Source organism: Chryseobacterium aahli (assembly GCF_022699665.1).
GTDB lineage: Bacteria > Bacteroidota > Bacteroidia > Flavobacteriales > Weeksellaceae > Chryseobacterium > Chryseobacterium aahli.
The window spans coordinates 301,752-318,974 of the sequence record NZ_JALDNB010000001.1; the positions used below are offsets into that span (position 1 = coordinate 301,752).

10 protein-coding genes are annotated in these 17,223 nt (G+C 37.4%); all 10 read left to right on the forward strand.

What is annotated here, in order from left to right; genetic code table 11:
- The first annotated feature begins 11 nt into the window (after window positions 1–11).
- Window positions 12–2,789, forward strand: a complete 2,778-nt coding sequence (locus tag MQX03_RS01300) for a glycosyl hydrolase (RefSeq protein WP_242800830.1) — start codon at window positions 12–14, stop codon at window positions 2,787–2,789.
- 182 nt (window positions 2,790–2,971) lie between these two features.
- Window positions 2,972–3,778 (forward strand): DUF4350 domain-containing protein, encoded by an 807-nt coding sequence (locus MQX03_RS01305; RefSeq protein WP_242800832.1) that lies wholly within the window; start codon window positions 2,972–2,974, stop codon window positions 3,776–3,778.
- A 279-nt stretch (window positions 3,779–4,057) separates the two neighbouring features.
- Window positions 4,058–5,938 (forward strand): rhamnogalacturonan lyase, encoded by a 1,881-nt coding sequence (locus tag MQX03_RS01310; protein ID WP_242800834.1) that lies wholly within the window; start codon window positions 4,058–4,060, stop codon window positions 5,936–5,938.
- Window positions 5,939–5,947: 9 nt separating this feature from the next.
- The gene (locus MQX03_RS01315; protein WP_242800836.1) at window positions 5,948–6,724 is read left to right on the forward strand and encodes a rhamnogalacturonan acetylesterase; all 777 of its coding nucleotides are present in this window, start codon (window positions 5,948–5,950) and stop codon (window positions 6,722–6,724) included.
- Between the two features lie 174 nt (window positions 6,725–6,898).
- A complete protein-coding gene (locus MQX03_RS01320; protein WP_242800838.1) occupies window positions 6,899–8,059 on the forward strand; it encodes a glycoside hydrolase family 88/105 protein in 1,161 nt (386 codons plus the stop codon).
- Window positions 8,060–8,089: 30 nt separating this feature from the next.
- Window positions 8,090–9,904: a hypothetical protein gene (locus MQX03_RS01325; protein WP_242800840.1), complete on the forward strand. Its 1,815-nt coding sequence runs from the start codon at window positions 8,090–8,092 to the stop codon at window positions 9,902–9,904.
- Between the two features lie 257 nt (window positions 9,905–10,161).
- Window positions 10,162–11,253: an L-rhamnose/proton symporter RhaT gene (gene rhaT, locus MQX03_RS01330; RefSeq protein ID WP_242800842.1), complete on the forward strand. Its 1,092-nt coding sequence runs from the start codon at window positions 10,162–10,164 to the stop codon at window positions 11,251–11,253.
- On the forward strand, window positions 11,253–11,570 hold the full coding sequence (gene rhaM, locus MQX03_RS01335) for an L-rhamnose mutarotase (RefSeq protein ID WP_242800844.1): 318 nt from the start codon (window positions 11,253–11,255) through the stop codon (window positions 11,568–11,570). Before rhaT ends, rhaM begins: the two co-directional genes overlap by 1 nt.
- 337 nt (window positions 11,571–11,907) lie before the next feature.
- Entirely contained in the window at window positions 11,908–14,955 is a 3,048-nt protein-coding gene (locus MQX03_RS01340) for a SusC/RagA family TonB-linked outer membrane protein (RefSeq protein ID WP_242800846.1), read from the forward strand.
- Window positions 14,956–14,965: 10 nt separating this feature from the next.
- Window positions 14,966–17,026: a RagB/SusD family nutrient uptake outer membrane protein gene (locus MQX03_RS01345; RefSeq protein ID WP_242800848.1), complete on the forward strand. Its 2,061-nt coding sequence runs from the start codon at window positions 14,966–14,968 to the stop codon at window positions 17,024–17,026.
- Window positions 17,027–17,223: the final 197 nt, after the last annotated feature.

Sequence of the window (17,223 nt, forward strand, 5' to 3'; positions counted from 1 at the left end):
ATAACAAGAAAATGAAAATTCAAAATATTGTCAAATTAAGTTTAATCTGTTTTGCCTTTGGAAATCTCACTGCGCAAAATCCGTGGCCAAAAACCACCGAGACTGCAAAACCGTGGACGCGCTGGTGGTGGATGGGAAATGGCGTCGACGAAAAAGGCTTGGATAAGCAACTGACAACTTTAAATAAAGCAGGTTTCGGAGGTGTGGAAATCGTACCCATATACGGTGCAAAAGGTTTTGAAAAACAATACATCAATTACCTTTCTCCTGAATGGATGAAAATGTTGCAATTCACGACCAGCAAGGCAAAAAGCCTGAATATGGGCGTTGATATGGCGGTCGGAACAGGTTGGCCAATCGGTGGACCGCAAGTTGATGAACAGAACGCTGCAACAAAAATGATTGTTCAGACCTACACTATTTCATCTGGTGAAAAATTTTCAGATAAAATCCTTTTGAAAGATGAGAAACAGAAGAATTTAAAAACAGTAAAACTCGACATTGTCACGGCTTACAATGAAAAAAATGAAGCTGTAGTTTTAACGGATAAAATCAATACTAATGGAACTTTAAACTGGAAGCCAAGTTCAGGAAAATGGACTATTTACGCAGTTTTTGTCGGTAAAACTTTACAAAAAGTGAAACGTGCTGCTCCTGGCGGCGAAGGTTACACTTTAGACCACTTTTCGCCGGACGCGACGAAGGATTATCTGAAAACTTTTGATAAGGCGTTTGGAAATTCCAACTACGGAATCAGGTCTTTTTTCAATGACAGTTACGAGGTTTACAACGCCGACTGGACGTCGGATTTTTTAAATGAATTCAAAAAAAGAAGAGGCTATGATTTAAGTCCGTTCATCAAATATCTCGTGAGTAACGAGGAAAATGAAACTGCAGGAAGAGTAAAATCGGATTATAGAGAAACTCTGAATGAACTGATTTTAAATAATTTTACCAAAGATTTTACCAACTGGGCGCATTCCAAAAACTCTAAAAATACCAATCAGGCACACGGTTCGCCGGGGAATTTGTTGGATTTATACGCAGCAGTTGACATTCCTGAATCTGAAACTTTTGGAAGTTCGATTTTTGAAATTCCAGGTTTGAAAAGAGATACTGCGGACATTCAGAAATCAGATATGCCGGATTTCAATATGCTGAAATTTGCTTCTTCGGCAGCAAATGTGACAGGCAAAAAATTAACTTCCAACGAAACTTTTACGTGGCTGACAGAGCATTTCAAAACCTCGTGGTCACAGGCCAAACCGGAAGTAGAGCAGGTGTTTTTATCGGGAATCAACCACGTTTTTTATCACGGTACGACTTATACTCCGGCTGATGTGAAGTTTCCTGGATGGTTGTTTTATGCGTCCGTAAATTTCGTTCCTGAAAACAGTTTATGGCCACATCTGAAAGGATTAAATTCTTATATTGAACGCACGCAATCTGTTTTGCAAAGCGGGAAATCGGATAACGAACTGTTGATGTACTGGCCTATTTATGACCAATGGGCGAGTCCGAAAGGGAAGGACGTGACGTTCAAAGTTCATAACGTGGAAAAATGGTTGGTGCCGACCCCGATGTACGAAAATATGAATAAGCTCAGTAAAATGGGGTATTCTCTCGATATGATTTCGGATAAAATGATTGACGAATCAAAGTCGGAAAATCAGAAAATTCAGGTTTCGAAAGAAGGCTCAGCTTATCAGGTTTTAATTATTCCTGAACTGACGTATCTGCCGGAATCTACTTTAAAAAGCATAATAGATTTAGCTCAAAACGGCGCATCAATCATCTTTCAAAACGAACCGAAAGATATTCCCGGAAACTTTGAAGTCGAAAAAAGAAGAACGCAGTTAAAGTCTTTATGGAATCAAATTTTGTTTCAAAACCAAGATGATAATTTGAAATTTGCTAACGTTGGTAAAGGAAAAATTGTTTTAAGTTCTGATGTTGCGAAAGCTTTGGAATATTTAAAAATTGAAAGAGAAAAACTGACCGATACTGGGTTGAAATTTGTGAGAAGACAATTTGACGGCGGAAAATATTATTACATCGTCAACCACACTTCAAAGGAAATCAATCAGAATATTCCTTTAAATTTTGTCGGTAAGCAAGTGACTTTGATGAATCCTGAAAATGGAAATTATGGACTTGCTCAGACTCAGAATAATTCAGTGAGAGTTCAGTTGAAATCAGGAGAATCCTTAATTATAAAAAATACCGAAAAAGTAGATGATTCAGTTCAAAAATGGCATTATACTGAAAAATTAGACGTACCAATTGTTTTAAACCAACCTTGGCAACTGAGTTTCAAAGAAGGCGGTCCCGAACTTCCGAAGACAAAAACTTTAGACAAACTTCAGCCTTGGACAAACTTCACAGAAGATGCTTCAACCCAAAGTTTTTCGGGAACCGGAGTGTACACGACGACTTTAAAATTAAAAAAGAAAAATGCCGACAACTATCTTCTGAAATTTGATAAACTCTACGAAAGTGCTAGAGTGATTGTCAACGGTCAGGATGCCGGAATTGTCTGGAGTCTGCCTTTTGAAATCAACATAGGAAAATATTTAAAGAAAGGCAAAAATACCATTCAGATTGAAGTTTGTAACCTGATGGCGAACAGGATCCGATATATGGATCAAAACAAGATCGTCTGGAGAAATTACAACGAGATCAATTTTGTTAACATCGATTACAAAGCTTTTGACGCATCCAATTGGAAAGTTCAACCTTCAGGTTTGGATGGAGAAATTCAAATAGTTCCAATACATTATTCAAAATAAATTTTAGAATTATAAGATTTGAAACTTTGTGTTCTTATTTAAGTGAAACGCCTTTATGTAATTTAAAAACATTTAGTAGTAAAAAAAAAACTTTGCGAACTTTGCGTTAAAAATTATTAAGAAAACAGATAAATAAAATATGAACTCTAAAATTCAAGAATTCAAAAAATAAAACATTAGAAATGAGTACTAAAAGTATCATAAAAACATTCGCATTAGGAACTTTGCTGACATTCAGTTTTTCTAATGCTCAGCAGAAACCCAAAGTCGTTTTAGATAATTTTTTTAACAACGAAAAAAGAGAACATAAAGAAACTAAAGAATTAGAATCTTGGCATTACACGTGGAACGACACGACCAATGGTGGATTTTCTTTGTTGGGTGAAATTTTTCAAAAGCAAGGCGCAGAAATCAGTACTTTGACCACTGCACCCACCAAAAAAGATTTGAAAAATGCCAATATTTACATCATCGTAGATGCCGATATTGACAAAGAAGCTTACGGCGGAAAGGCCAATCTGATTGACCCGACGAGCATCAAAAACCTGACAGATTGGGTGAAAAAAGGGGGAGTATTGGTCTTGATGAGCAACGATAATGGCAATTCAGAATTCGAACATTTCAATAAACTGGCTGGCGAATTTGGAATTCATTTCAACGATGACAGCTACAACCGCGTCCAGAAAAGAGAATTTGAACAGGGAAAAGTAATAGTTCCGGCTGGAAATGAGGTTTTTTCTGAACAGAAATTATATATGAAAGAAGTGAGTTCCATCGACGTAAAATCCCCTGCTAAAGCCATTTTGACTGCTGAAGGAAAAAACATTGGAGCTATTGCAAAATTCGGCAAAGGGACGGTTTTCGCTTTGGGTGATCCTTGGTGTTACAACGAGTACATCGATGGCAAAAAGTTACCCGCAGATTTTACCAATTATCAGGGAAGTGAGGAATGGGTGAAGTGGTTGTTGAAGCAGACTTCTAAGAAATAATTACAGATGTGCAATCGGTTGAAATTGAGTAAATGGAATAATTTGGGCAGCTTAATCCGCCTGTAATTTATCCTGAGCTTGTCGAAGGACTCCCGCTTTTTTGCTCGTCGTTCCTCCTCACAAAAAGAGCTCCGTTCAAGTCGGGCTGCGAGAGATTCTACGTTTTAAAGTGATTGCAAAGTTAATTTTTATCTTAAAATTATCAATCGGAGTGGGCTTTAGCCCGCTTAAAAAGGTTTTTCAAATCCGGCTTTAGCCAAAACTTATAAAATCAGAATTATGAATGTAAAATTCAGATTTATTTTAGCCGTAGTTCTCTTTTCAGAACTCCTGTCAGCACAAAGACAAATGGAATATCTGAAACGAGGAATCATTGCCATTCCAGCAGATTCAGGCGTTTTTGTGAGTTGGCGTTTGCTTGGCACAGAGGCTCAGAATACCCATTTTGATTTGTACCGAACTGAAAATAATTCAACTAAAAAGCTGAACGAAAAACCACTTTTGAACGAAACCACTTTTTTAGATAAAACAGCCGACAAAGCAAAGAATTACACCTATTTTGTAAAATCAAATACTCATGATAAATCGGTAGATATTGATTCTGCGAGATATGTGGCAAATCAAAAACCGTATTTTTCAATTCCTCTTAAAACACCTGCAGGTTATACTCCAAACGACACCTCAGTAGCCGATTTGGACGGAGATGGCGAATATGAAATCATCCTTCATCAAACCGGAAGGTCGAAAGACAACAGCCAAAAAGGAGAAACCGACCCGCCAATTATTCAGGCTTACAAAATGGATGGAAAGCTTTTGTGGGAAATTAATTTAGGCAAAAACATCAGAGAAGGAGCGCATTATACGCAGTTTTTAGTCTATGATTTAGACCAGGACGGCAAAGCTGAAATTGTAATGAAAACCGCCGACGGAAGCAAAGACGGAATAGGGAAATTTATTGGCGACCCGACTAAAAATTACGTCAACGAAAACGGAATGATTCTCTCCGGACCGGAATATCTGACAGTTTTTGATGGACAAACAGGAGCGGAAATCAATACTGTAAATTATCAAGTACCAAGGTTTACAGGCAGTTTGAACCCCACCAATGAACAAATGACCGAAACCTGGGGCGACGCCAAAGGAAACCGACTCGACCGATTTTTGGGAGCCGTTGCTTACTTAGACGGCAAAACGCCGAGCGTCATTATGTCAAGAGGTTATTACACCAAAACTGCAATTGCAGCTTGGGATTATAAAGATAAAAAATTGAGTCTACGTTGGCTTTTTGATACAGAAAGCTCAGAAGAAAATAAGAAATACCGTGGACAAGGAAATCACAACTTGACCATCGCTGATGTCGACAATGACGGAAAGGATGAAATTGTTTTTGGCGCAATGACTGTTGATGATGATGGGAAAGTGCTGAACAGTACAGGTTATGGTCACGGCGATGCGTTGCACGTCGGAGATCTAGATCCATCAAATCCGGGATTGGAAATTTTTGATATTCAGGAGAGATTTGATGATGCAGGTGTACATTTCAGAGACGGAAAAACGGGAAAAGTTTTATGGAAATTACCATCATTACAGTATAGTAAAAAAGGCAAATATCAAGGCCCTGGAAGAGGTTTATCTTTAAATATTGATCCTCGGTATGAAGGTTCAGAATCTTGGGCAGCCGGAGCCGGACTGAAAGGAATTTATAATACGAAAGGAAAAAAAATCAGCGAGAAAAACCCAATTGCAAATATGGGAATTTATTGGGATGGTGATTTTTTAAGTGAAATTTTAGACGGAACCAACGTCTCAAAATGGGATTGGAAAAACGAAAAGTCAAACGTGATTTTTGATGCTAAAAGTTTCCAGTGTGAATCAAATAACGGAACCAAGAAAAATCCGGCTTTGGTCGCTGATTTGTTTGGAGACTGGCGTGAAGAAGTGATGTACAGAACAGCCGATAATCAGGAATTGAGAATTTTTTCTACGACCATTCCGACACAACATAGATTGTACACTTTGATGCACAATCCTCAGTATCGTTTGAGCATCGTCTGGCAAAATGTGGGCTACAATCAGCCTCCGCATACCGATTATTATTTGGATGAATCTGTTAAAAGCCTGCCTCAACCTAAAGTGAAAAGCATTAAAGCAAAAAATTAAGCAAAAGTTATGAAAATTAAATATATCATTCCCATTATTGCTTTGGTCATCGTGATTGGTGCATCATTTCAAAAACTTCAGAACAAGCCGGTGCTTTACATTATTGGAGATTCGACAGTACAAAACGGTTCCGGGAAAGGCTCAGATTCCCTTTGGGGTTGGGGAAGTTTTATGAATCTTTTTTTAGATACTAACAAAATTGAAATTCATAATCATGCAAAAGGGGGTAGGAGCAGTAGGACGTTTTTGACGGAAGGTCGTTGGGATTCGATTATGAAAACCATCAAAAAAGGCGATTATGTTTTGATGCAGTTCGGTCATAATGATGGTGGTGCATTGGATGATACTTTGAGGGCAAGAGGTACGATAAAAGAAATTGGAGAAGAGTCAAAAGATATTTACAATCCGATTCGTAAAGTAAACGAAACAGTTTACACTTACGGTCATTACATGAGAAAATATGCGAATGAAGCAAAATCTAAAGGGGCGATTCCCATCATCGTTTCGCCAATTCCAAGAAATAAATTTGATGAGAAAGGCAAAATTGAAAAAGACCAGTACGGCATTTGGGCGCAAGAAGTTGCTCAACAAACCGGAGCTTATTTTTTAGATTTAAATACAATGGTTATCGAGAAATATGAGAAAATGGGAGCCGAAAAAGTAAAAGCCTTTTTCCCGAAAGACCACACGCATACCAATGAAGCAGGCGCAATTCTGAATGCAGAATTGGTTATGAAGGGAATCAAAGATTTAAAAGGTTGTCCATTAAAAAAATATGTTAAATAGTAAAAAGGTTTGATTACTTATAATAAAAATCTCTGAGTTCTTATACAAGTGAAACGGCTTTGTGAAACTTAAAAGCAGTTTTTAAAAAAAAAGAAACTTTGTGCACTTCGTGTTCAAATCTTATCAAAACCATTTACTCATCAATTAAAAATTAAATAAAAATATATAATACTTATGAAAAAGCTATTAACAACAGGTTTTTTTGCACTGATTATCGGAGGTCTCACTTCCTGCTCGGTACAGAAAAAAACTGCAGCAAACAAAGTTGAACTTCCCAACAAAAAAGAGGTTTTGGAAGTTTCAAGAAGAGCGAATCAATATTTTATGAACAAGTGGCCGGATACCAAAAAAGATATTGTCGGTAAAAAAGTTTGGCCAAGCAATCTTTGGACGAGAGCGGTTTACTACGAAGGTTTGATGGCGTTATATTCTGTAGACCCAAAAAAGGAATATTACGATTACGCAATGTCTTGGGCCAACAATCACAACTGGAATTTACAGCGCGGAACGTACACCCGAAATGCTGACCATCAGGCTTGCGGACAGACCTATCTTGACCTTTATGAAATCGACGGAAGAAAACATCCTGAAAGAATCAAAAATGTAAAAGCTGCTATGGATAGTATGATTGCGACTCCAAAAGTAGACGATTGGTGGTGGATTGATGCGTTACAAATGTCGATGCCGATTTTCACGAAATTGGGTAGAATCACAGGTGAGCAAAAGTATTTTGACAGAAATTACGAAATGTATGCCTACACCAAGTACAAGCACGGAGGGAACGGTTTGTACAATCAGGCTGATAAAATATGGTGGAGAGATAAAGATTTCGTGCCGCCTTACAAAGAGCCGAATGGTGAAGATTGCTACTGGAGCAGAGGAAACGGTTGGGTAGTCGCTGCTTTGGCGAAAACTTTACAGGATACACCAAAATCTGACCCTCATTATCAGGAATATTTACAGGATTATAAAGATTTATTGGCGGCGTTACTTCCAATCCAAAGAGAAGATGGTTTTTGGAATGTGAGTTTGCATGACCCAACCAATTTCGGTGGAAAGGAAATGACCGGAACGGCTCTTTTCGTTTACGGAATGGCTTATGGCGTGAATAACGGATTAATTGACAGAGAAACGTATTTACCGGTTTTAGTTAAGGCCTGGAACGCCATTGCAAAAGATTCTGTTCAGCCGAACGGATTCTTAGGTTGGGTACAAGGAACAGGGAAGGAACCGAAAGACGGACAGCCACTTTCTATAAGTAAAGAGCCAGATTTTGAAGATTACGGTTTAGGTTGCTTGTTGCTTGCGGGAAGCGAGGTTTATAAACTGAAATAAGCACAGAGCTATAATTAAAATAACTGCCCTATGAAAACAAAAGTAAGTTTAAAATATAATCACTTTTCTCCGAAAAAATTAAAAGTTTCGGATAGAAGTTATTTGAAAAACAAAGGTTTTTCAAACGTTTTAAAAAACATGTTTCTTGCGGCAGTTATTTTTTTATTTACTATTTGTCATTCGCAACAGTCCTCAAACTCAACCCTAATTATTCCTGCCTCAGATTTTTTAGATGAAATTCCGAAAGGCAACTATGTAACAACTGCTGCCGAACAAAAACAGGATTGGCTGTTTAACAATACCGGAATCATCCTCAATTCGGAAACAAACATCATGACGAAAATAAATACTCCGGAAGCGGGAGACTACCATTTATTTGTTCGCAGTAGCGGTAATGGAAAAAGTTCTTTCAAAGTAGCGGTCAACGATAAAGTGACGGATGTTTTCTTCGGTAAAAATGAATTGAGTTGGGTAAGTGGAGGCGTATTTAAACTTAAAAAGGGCATTAATGATATCAAAATTACCAGAATTGCGAAAGGTGCCGTGTTTGATGTTCTGGCGTTGAGTAAAAGTGCATCTCTCACTGAGAAAGACATTTATTCAAAGCAATTGCCTGATGATGTTCAGTTGCTTAAAGAATATAAAATTCCGGAATCTAATGCTGTAAAGTTTGGTGATGTAGATGGCGATGGTAAAACTGATTTTCTGGTATTGGAAAGAGATTTTTCTGCTCATGTTTTTAATCATGAAGGGAAAGAACTCTGGCAATGGAAAGCACCGGAAGAATATGCAAAGGAACGTTCGGAATTTGAAGCACCAGGCGTTATCTGGGATTTTAATCAGGATGGGAAAAGCGAAATTGCACATTGGCGTCTAATCGATGGCAAAGAATGGCTGGTGATTGCAGATGGAGAAACAGGAAAGATTAAAAATAAAACCGAATGGCCTACACAGCCGTTACCTCACGCATATAATAATTTTCGCTTAGCGATTGCCAAATTTAATGAGAATTCACCTAATCATTTAGCTGTATTTACAGACATGGGAAACACCATCAATGTGAACGTGTATGACAATAATCTAAAGCAGCTCTGGCAACACACCGAGACAAGAAAAAAAGACAATCTAGGTCATTACATTTATCCTGTTGATTTAAATAAAGATGGAATTGATGAAGTATTGGTCGGTTCACTGCTTTTAGATTTAAAAGGAAAAACCATATGGAATAAATTTGATTTGATTCCCGATAACCACGACCATGCCGACAGTTATAAGTTTGCGGACATTAATGGCGATGGTAAGTTGGATATTATTACGGCTAATAGTGAAGCAGGAGTCTTCATGTATGATGGCATGACAGGGAAAATTATCTGGCAAAATGTAGCAGAACACAGCCAACAGATACAGGTTGGTCATTTTTTAAAGGATAATTCAGGTTTGCAGGTTGTTGTTGGCGGCAGAACCTACGGCAATCGTCAGTTGGGTGAGCCTTATCTATCGAGTCAGCTGTATTGGTTCAATAAGTTAGGAGATTTTCTCTTCAAATGGCCAGGAAATCCCATCAACGGCAACCCCGATTTTGTAAAAGGTGCATGGAATGGGAAGGATGAACAGCTTTTCTGGTATAAATTTAAAATAGGAGACAACGGAAAGGGTAAACTTTATTTCCCGGACCCTGTTTTTCACATGTTCGATTTTATGGGTAAAGGAGCAGAGGAAGTCATAACGCTTAGCGGCGGTAGGCTGAAAGTTTGGGGTAGTAAAAGTGCTGTTTATACCAATAAAGACAGAAAAAAAGATGTGATGTATTTGAAAAATACGGTTGTTAATCATACGCATTATTAGAAGTTGTTTTAATTATTAAACCAGCGAAAAAAATAGTTTAAATCAAAAAATCAGAGCAATAGTTCTGATTTTCTGTTTTATAGAAACTTAGTGCAATTTTTTATCATTTAGAATTACAGCAAAAAAGAGAATACTAAAGATTGATTTGATACATTGCGAAAATGCCAATATCTTTGAGTTTTTGGTGTGCATGACACTACAAGATGCGCAGTTGCTCTCATATCTGTAATTTTCAGTTTCAACCAATACAATAAATTATGAATGCATTATTAGGAGTTTTATTTCATTTTTTGGGAGGCTTTTCTTCTGGAAGTTTTTATTTGCCTTACAAAAAAGTGAAAGGATGGCAGTGGGAAACGTTTTGGTTGATAGGAGGAACCCTCTCATGGATTATTGTTCCGCCATTGGCAGCATATCTTACCATTCCGGGATTTTGGGATATTATTCAGAATGCGAGTTCATCCATCATCGGACTGACCTTTTTATTCGGTGCTCTATGGGGGATTGGAGGCTTCATGTATGGCTTGGGCGTTCGTTATTTGGGCGTGGCATTGGGAAGCAGCATTATGTTGGGGCTTACGATGGTCATTGGCTCACTCGTTCCGTCTATTTTTTATGAATTTTCTCCGCAGGCCGGAAAAGATAATATAGGTTTAATGTTTTCAGAATCTTGGGGGCAATTTGTCTTGCTCGGACTTTTCGTTTGCGTAATCGGAATTGTCATCAGCGGAAAAGCCGGTGTAATGAAGGATAAAGAACTTCAAAGCGAAACCACAATAGACCCACACGGCGTAGCGGTGAAAACTGAATATAAATTTGGATTAGGTTTAACAGTAGCTATTATTTCCGGAGTTTTGAGCGCATGTTTCAATTTCGGGTTAGAAGCAGGAAAGCCAATGGCAATGGTTGCCAACGAAGCTTGGAAAGTTGCCAACCCAAATCAGGGAGAATTCCTTTTTCAGAATAACGTGACGTACATTGTTGTTTTATGGGGCGGTATGGCTTCTAACCTTATCGGTTGTCTTTATTTAGCTTTTAAAAATAAATCGTATACAGATTATACCAAAAAAAATGTACCTGTTGTAAAAAATATCATCTTTTGTGCATTGGCAGGAACGATGTGGTATTTGCAGTTTTTCTTCTACGGAATGGGAGAAAGCAAAATGGGGAACGGTGCTAGTTCGTGGATATTACACATGGCATTCATTATTTTAATTGCCAACCTTTGGGGGGTAATCATCAAAGAATGGAAAGGCGTTTCCAAAAAAACAATTATGACCATTTCTGCCGGAATGTTTGTTTTATTGATATCAATTTTAATTGTAGGTTACGGAAATTCATTGAGATAATGATGACAAGAAAAGCCTTCAAAATGTTCCTCAACAAAGGTTCTGGAGCTGAATATAAAAAGCGTCATGAGGAAACCTGGCCAGAAATCAAAGACCTTCTGAAAGATGCCGGTGTTGCCAATTATTCTATTTTTCATGATGAAGAAACAGGCGTTCTGTTTGGTGTTTTAGACTGTCATGATGAAATTAAATATCAAGATATTCCACTGCAGCCAATCATGCAAAAATGGTGGGATTATATGAAAGACCTGATGCACACCAATGAAGACAATTCTCCGGTAAGCATTCCTCTGACAGAAGTTTTTTATTTAAAATAAATAAGAATACATTTTTAAAAAAGCTAGAAGAGTTTAATCGAAAATTTTAAAGGCAGCTGATTTTTATCAGTTGCTTTTTTTGTTATGTGAGTTCAAGTTTTGAAATTTTGAAATGTTAGAATATGATAAATGTCAGTTTTGTATTAAATTGAGTATTTTAATAAATTTATCATTCTTTGTAATTAAATTGATAATATTTTCACTTTTTAGTGTAAAAATATATAAATTATTAAGAAAAATTATGAATTTTACAATGCAGGATAAGGCAGGATGCCAAAACATTTGCAACGATGTACTTTGGTAACAGAAATTAAGTAATGTAAATAAAAATTAATATATGTCTTTAATAATTAAACACAAGAATTTTAAGCCACTCATCGCACCGCTGTTTTTGCTTGCTTCTGGCTTTATGTTCGGACAGAAGGTAGCAAGTGATACTGCTAAAGTAGATACAAAAGATATCGAAGAGGTGGTGGTTATTGGTTACGGAACAGTGAAAAAATCTGACCTTACAGGATCTGTATCTTCAGTATCTGCAAAAGAGCTTGCTGCAACACCTGCAATGAATGCTTTGCAGGCATTACAGGGTAGAGCTGCCGGATTAAATATTGTCACGGCGGGTGGTGCTCCCGGAGCAGGAGCCAACGTTACTGTGCGTGGTGGTGCTTCTATCACTCAGGGTACAAGCCCTCTATATATTGTTGATGGTTTCCAATTAGATAATGCTTTGAACATCATTAACCCAAATGATATCGAAAGTATTGATGTTTTGAAAGGAGCTTCAGCAATTGCAATTTATGGTGCTCGTGGATCAAACGGTATTATTGTTATTAAAACAAAGAGTGGAAAAAAGGGAAAAACGACCATCAATTATAATTCTTTTATGGCATTTGACATGCTTTCTAAGAAACTGGATATGGTTTCAAATGCTGAGCAGTATGTCAAGTATCAGTATGAATTGGCACAACTTGGTGGAAAAGCATCACAATGGAGCAATGTTTTTGATAATGGTTTGGGAACAGATTCTCCGGGATTTTATACAGGGGCATTTAACAGAATCAGTAACCGTTACGCATCAGCAACTACCTTAGACTGGCAGGATAAAGTATTTGGCGGTACAGGTTTAACTCAAAATCAAAACTTCAATATTTCTGTAGGTAATGAGAAAACTCAGGCATTCGTAAGTTATAACTATAACAAACAATTAGGTATTCTTGCTAATCACGATGAAACCCGCAACTCATTGCGTGCTAATATTAAATCAGAACTTTATAAAGGTTTAAGAGTAGATTTTGGATCAATGTTTACTTCTAATTCTGTGAATGGAGGAGGATCGTATGGTGGAATGAAAAAAGTACTTCTACAGCCTATCACAGGGGGAACCAAATTTTCATTGGATCAGTTATATAATACACAAACGTTTGGTGATTTTTCAAGTTTAGATTCTAGTTTTGATACAGAAAATCCATATATAGAGAACAATGCCTCTACAGCTAACAGACGTTCTCGTTCATTTGTTGCCAATGCGGGGATCGAGTTTGACTTCCTGAAAAATTTTACACTCAGAACTTCAGGTCAATATACATGGAACAGTAGCAAATCTACTGCATTTTCTGATGAAAACTCCAGATCTTTCCTTACAGATCCTGTGAATACAGGAATTAACGGAAGTATAAGTAATAGCGAATCGTATAGTTACCAGATTACCAATACGGTGACTTATAATAAGACTTTTGCAGAAAAGCATAGAGTTAATGCTCTTATCGGTACAGAGACTATATATGGAGCATCTGAAAGCAATAATATTTCACTTATTAAATTTCCTGCATATGTAAATTTTGGTCTTGACCAAATTGATAACGCTACAGTAAGAGATAAAAGTGCAGACAGACCATCTCCGGTAACCATGCTTTCATACTTTGGACGAGTAAACTACAATTATGACGATCGTTACCTATTAACTGGTACAGTTCGTAGAGACGGAACTTCTAAGTTTTATAAAGATAACCGATGGGGAACTTTTCCTTCCGTAGCAGCTGCTTGGCGTGTATCTCAAGAGGGTTTCTGGAAAGATCATAAGATCAATGATATTGTCAACGAATTGAAATTCCGAGTTGAGTACGGTGAAACCGGAAATAATGATGTTCCAAGTAACTTGTGGAGAACCAATGTTATCCTGACAGACTATCCTTTGAATAATACGATAGGTAACCCAGCGTATGTAACCAGCTCAACTTATGGGAATATCGATCTTCGATGGGAAGCTATGAAAGCGACAAATATTGGGGTAGATTTAGCTTTATTTAATAATAGAATTAAACTAACTTCAGAATATTATAAAAATGATGTGACCAATATGCTTCTCTTAACCATACTTCCGGCTCATGCAGGTTATTCAAACCAGTACCAGAATATTGGTACTATGAGTAATAAAGGTTATGAATTCACTTTGAATACCATCAATTTTAGATCAGGTAACTTCAGATGGACGACAGATGCCAATATAGGTTTTAATAAGTCTAAAGTTACTTCTCTTGATAATGGAAGAGACTTTAGAACATTCTCTGTAGGAAGTAACAGAGGTGGTCAGGTAACTTATTATGCCACAGTAGGGGAAGAGTTGGGAGACATGTACGGATATGTTTACCAAGGTATATATACTACTGATGATTTTACACAGGCAGGAAACGGAACATTGACGTTAAAACCTGGTGTTGTGAAGCCAGCAACAGGAACTGCAAAGCCCGGAGATATGAAATTTGCTGCAGATAACGCTGCAGGTGATCAGTTTACGAGAAAATTGGTGAAAATAGGAAACGGTACTCCAGACTTTATTGGAGGTATTAGCAATAATTTTTCATACAAAGGTTTTGATTTAGCAATGTTTATGAAATTTAGCGTTGGTGGAGATATTTATAATGCTACCAAACAAAGTTTGAGCCCATATGCATTATATCAGAATGTTCCTACAGAGTTTGGAAACAATTATTATCATCTTATCGATCCGGCTACAGGGCAGGCAACGAATAATTTAGTAAGATTAAAAGAACTTAATCCAAATGAAGGTTCAAACCTTTGGAGCTTAAGCAATACCAATACTGCTAATATCACTTATCCTTCTTCATATTATGTGGAAGATGGCTCATATCTTAGAATTGCTCAGTTAACTCTTGGGTATAGTTTGAATAGAGAGTTTCTGGAAAAAATTTCAGTAGCTAATGCGCGTATTTATTTTACAGTTAATAACTTAGCTACGATTACAGGTTATTCTGGCTATGACCCGGAAGTCGCAGCAGCAAGTGGTGTTTCGGTAACACCAGGATATGATAGCTCTGCCTATCCGCGTTCAAGAAGTTATGTTCTTGGTATCAATTTAACTTTTTAATATTTAGATCATGAAAAATATAATTAATAAACACACACTTATAAAAGGCTTAATAATAATTCCATCATTCTTTATCGCCTCGTTGAGTGTAACTTCATGCAGTGAAGATTTTTTGGATCAGCCATCTACTAATACATCTGATACAGAATCAGTGTTTCAAAGTTTGGAAACTGCTGATATTTATGTTCAAGGCTGTTACAGAGGTATAGTTCCTACAGAGATGTATTATCAGTTAGGAGCGGGCGATACAGTGGTTCACTCTGCGGAAGATGGGACAACAAATAATTCCAAATACAATATTTGTAATTATTTCTATGATGCGAAAACACCTTATACACTTACAGGAGTCTATTCAGTAATGTACGCATCTATAGAGAGAACCAATATTGCAATCAGCGGATTAAGTAAGCTGCCGGAAAGTACAAAACGTAATGCTCTATTAGCAGAAGTAAAAGCTCTTCGTGCATTTTGTTATTATAATTTGATTAGAGTTTATGGAGATGTTCCTGCGGTTTGGGTTCCACTAGTGGAAGCAGACCCTAGTGATCCTAATACTTTATATCCAAAACGTTCGCCTCGTGATGGGATTTACGATCGTATTATCGCTGATATGCAGGAAACAGTAAATGATTTACCGACTACTGGAACAACTGAGCGTTTAAAAAAAGCGTCAGGCAATGCTTTGCTAGCAAGAATTGCTTTGTATGCAGCAGGATATTCTCTTCGTTGGGATCTGAATACTGGAGCAGCAGGGACTATGTCTCGTCGTCCGGACAATGCAAGAGTTCAGCAATTGTATCAAATTGCAGATGCAGCAGCAGCAGCTGTAATCAATGGTGGTACCAATACTTTAGTACAGGCTCAAGGAGGTAAAAGTGGCTTTGAAGCGATGTGGTTCAATTTCTGCCAGAGAAAATTTGGAGTGAGCGATCCGGAAATGCTTTGGCACATAGCGGAATACGGACCTAATACAAACTCAGCCTTCGGTGTCTATGCAATGGAAGGGTCTCGTGCCGGAACATATGGTTCTCGTAAAGCATTACAGTTCATACTTCCCACTTATTATTTGTCTTTTAGACCGGGTGACACACGTAGAGATGTTTCTTGTACTTCATACAGTATTTATTTTTTAAATACTGGTGCAGCAACGGATACTTGGGTTAATGCAGGAACTACCTACTCATGTATCCTGCCGGGTAAATTCAGAATGGGTTGGGGTATTGCACCACAATCAGCAAGTGAGCGTAATTTAAATATTCCTATTATCAGATATGCAGATGTTCTATTGATGTATGCAGAAACTCAAAATTATTTAAACGGAGGACCTACCGCTGCAGCATCTGCTGCTTTGATGCAGGTAAGAACCCGAGCGGGAATTGGTAGTTTTACGGCACCATCAGGCCAGCAAGCATTCAATGATGCCCTTGTACAAGAGCGCAAATGGGAGTTTGCAGGAGAATTTAATCTCCGTACAGATTTGATCAGAATGAACCGTATTGCTTCTGAAATAAATGCTACAAAACAAGCAATGAAAAACTTATCAAATCGTACCGGTTTGTATGCAAGTACCCCTATCTACCGTCTGTATAAACTTCAAAAAAATGCACAGGTTTACGGAGACCCAATCTTGCAGGTACCTTATGTTGATTTGACAAACCCTGCTCAGATTGCGGCAGTTCAGGCAGTTCCCACTACTGCAGCTGGTTATGCAGCCTATCAGACAACTTTAAGAGGTATTGCCACAGCAAACGGACTAACAGTTGCAACCGATGACAAATTCTATCCAACCAATATGTTTCAAGCTTATACAAGTACCTTTAATGGGAATGCAAGAAAAGCTGCTGGATTCGTAGGAGGATTTAATCAACTTCAGATTGGTGCAATTATTTATACCAAGCCAACAGGTGCTTTTGAAAATGGAGGAGTTTATCCTGATTGGATAGAAGGAAACGGAGATGGTCTTTTCTACGGATTTGTACCCAATAAAACAGAATTATTACCTTTTGCATCTGCTTCTGCAGGTCATCCAATGGTTGATAACCCTAGTTTAACACAGCTTCCTGGGTATTAATCAAACATATTTTTAAAATTTATTTTAAACATTAAGAAAGTTGAAAGATTGATGGTTTTCCCAATTCTCTTGTAAACTTTCTTAATGTTTATATTTTAACACATATCTAATCACAAATATCAATCGAAATTAAACTAAAATAAGTTGTTTTATAAGATCGGTAATTTAAAAATTATCAAACGTTAATTTATCTTTAA

Excerpts from the sequence above, each read along its gene's own strand:
- MQX03_RS01300 (WP_242800830.1), top strand. The coding sequence starts at position 12 with ATGAAAATTCAAAATATTGTCAAATTAAGTTTAATCTGTTTTGCCTTT.
- MQX03_RS01305 (WP_242800832.1), top strand. The coding sequence starts at position 2,972 with ATGAGTACTAAAAGTATCATAAAAACATTCGCATTAGGAACTTTGCTG.
- MQX03_RS01310 (WP_242800834.1), top strand. The coding sequence starts at position 4,058 with ATGAATGTAAAATTCAGATTTATTTTAGCCGTAGTTCTCTTTTCAGAA.
- MQX03_RS01315 (WP_242800836.1), top strand. The coding sequence starts at position 5,948 with ATGAAAATTAAATATATCATTCCCATTATTGCTTTGGTCATCGTGATT.
- MQX03_RS01320 (WP_242800838.1), top strand. The coding sequence starts at position 6,899 with ATGAAAAAGCTATTAACAACAGGTTTTTTTGCACTGATTATCGGAGGT.
- MQX03_RS01325 (WP_242800840.1), top strand. The coding sequence starts at position 8,090 with ATGAAAACAAAAGTAAGTTTAAAATATAATCACTTTTCTCCGAAAAAA.
- rhaT (WP_242800842.1), top strand. The coding sequence starts at position 10,162 with ATGAATGCATTATTAGGAGTTTTATTTCATTTTTTGGGAGGCTTTTCT.
- rhaM (WP_242800844.1), top strand. The coding sequence starts at position 11,253 with ATGATGACAAGAAAAGCCTTCAAAATGTTCCTCAACAAAGGTTCTGGA.
- MQX03_RS01340 (WP_242800846.1), top strand. The coding sequence starts at position 11,908 with ATGTCTTTAATAATTAAACACAAGAATTTTAAGCCACTCATCGCACCG.
- MQX03_RS01345 (WP_242800848.1), top strand. The coding sequence starts at position 14,966 with ATGAAAAATATAATTAATAAACACACACTTATAAAAGGCTTAATAATA.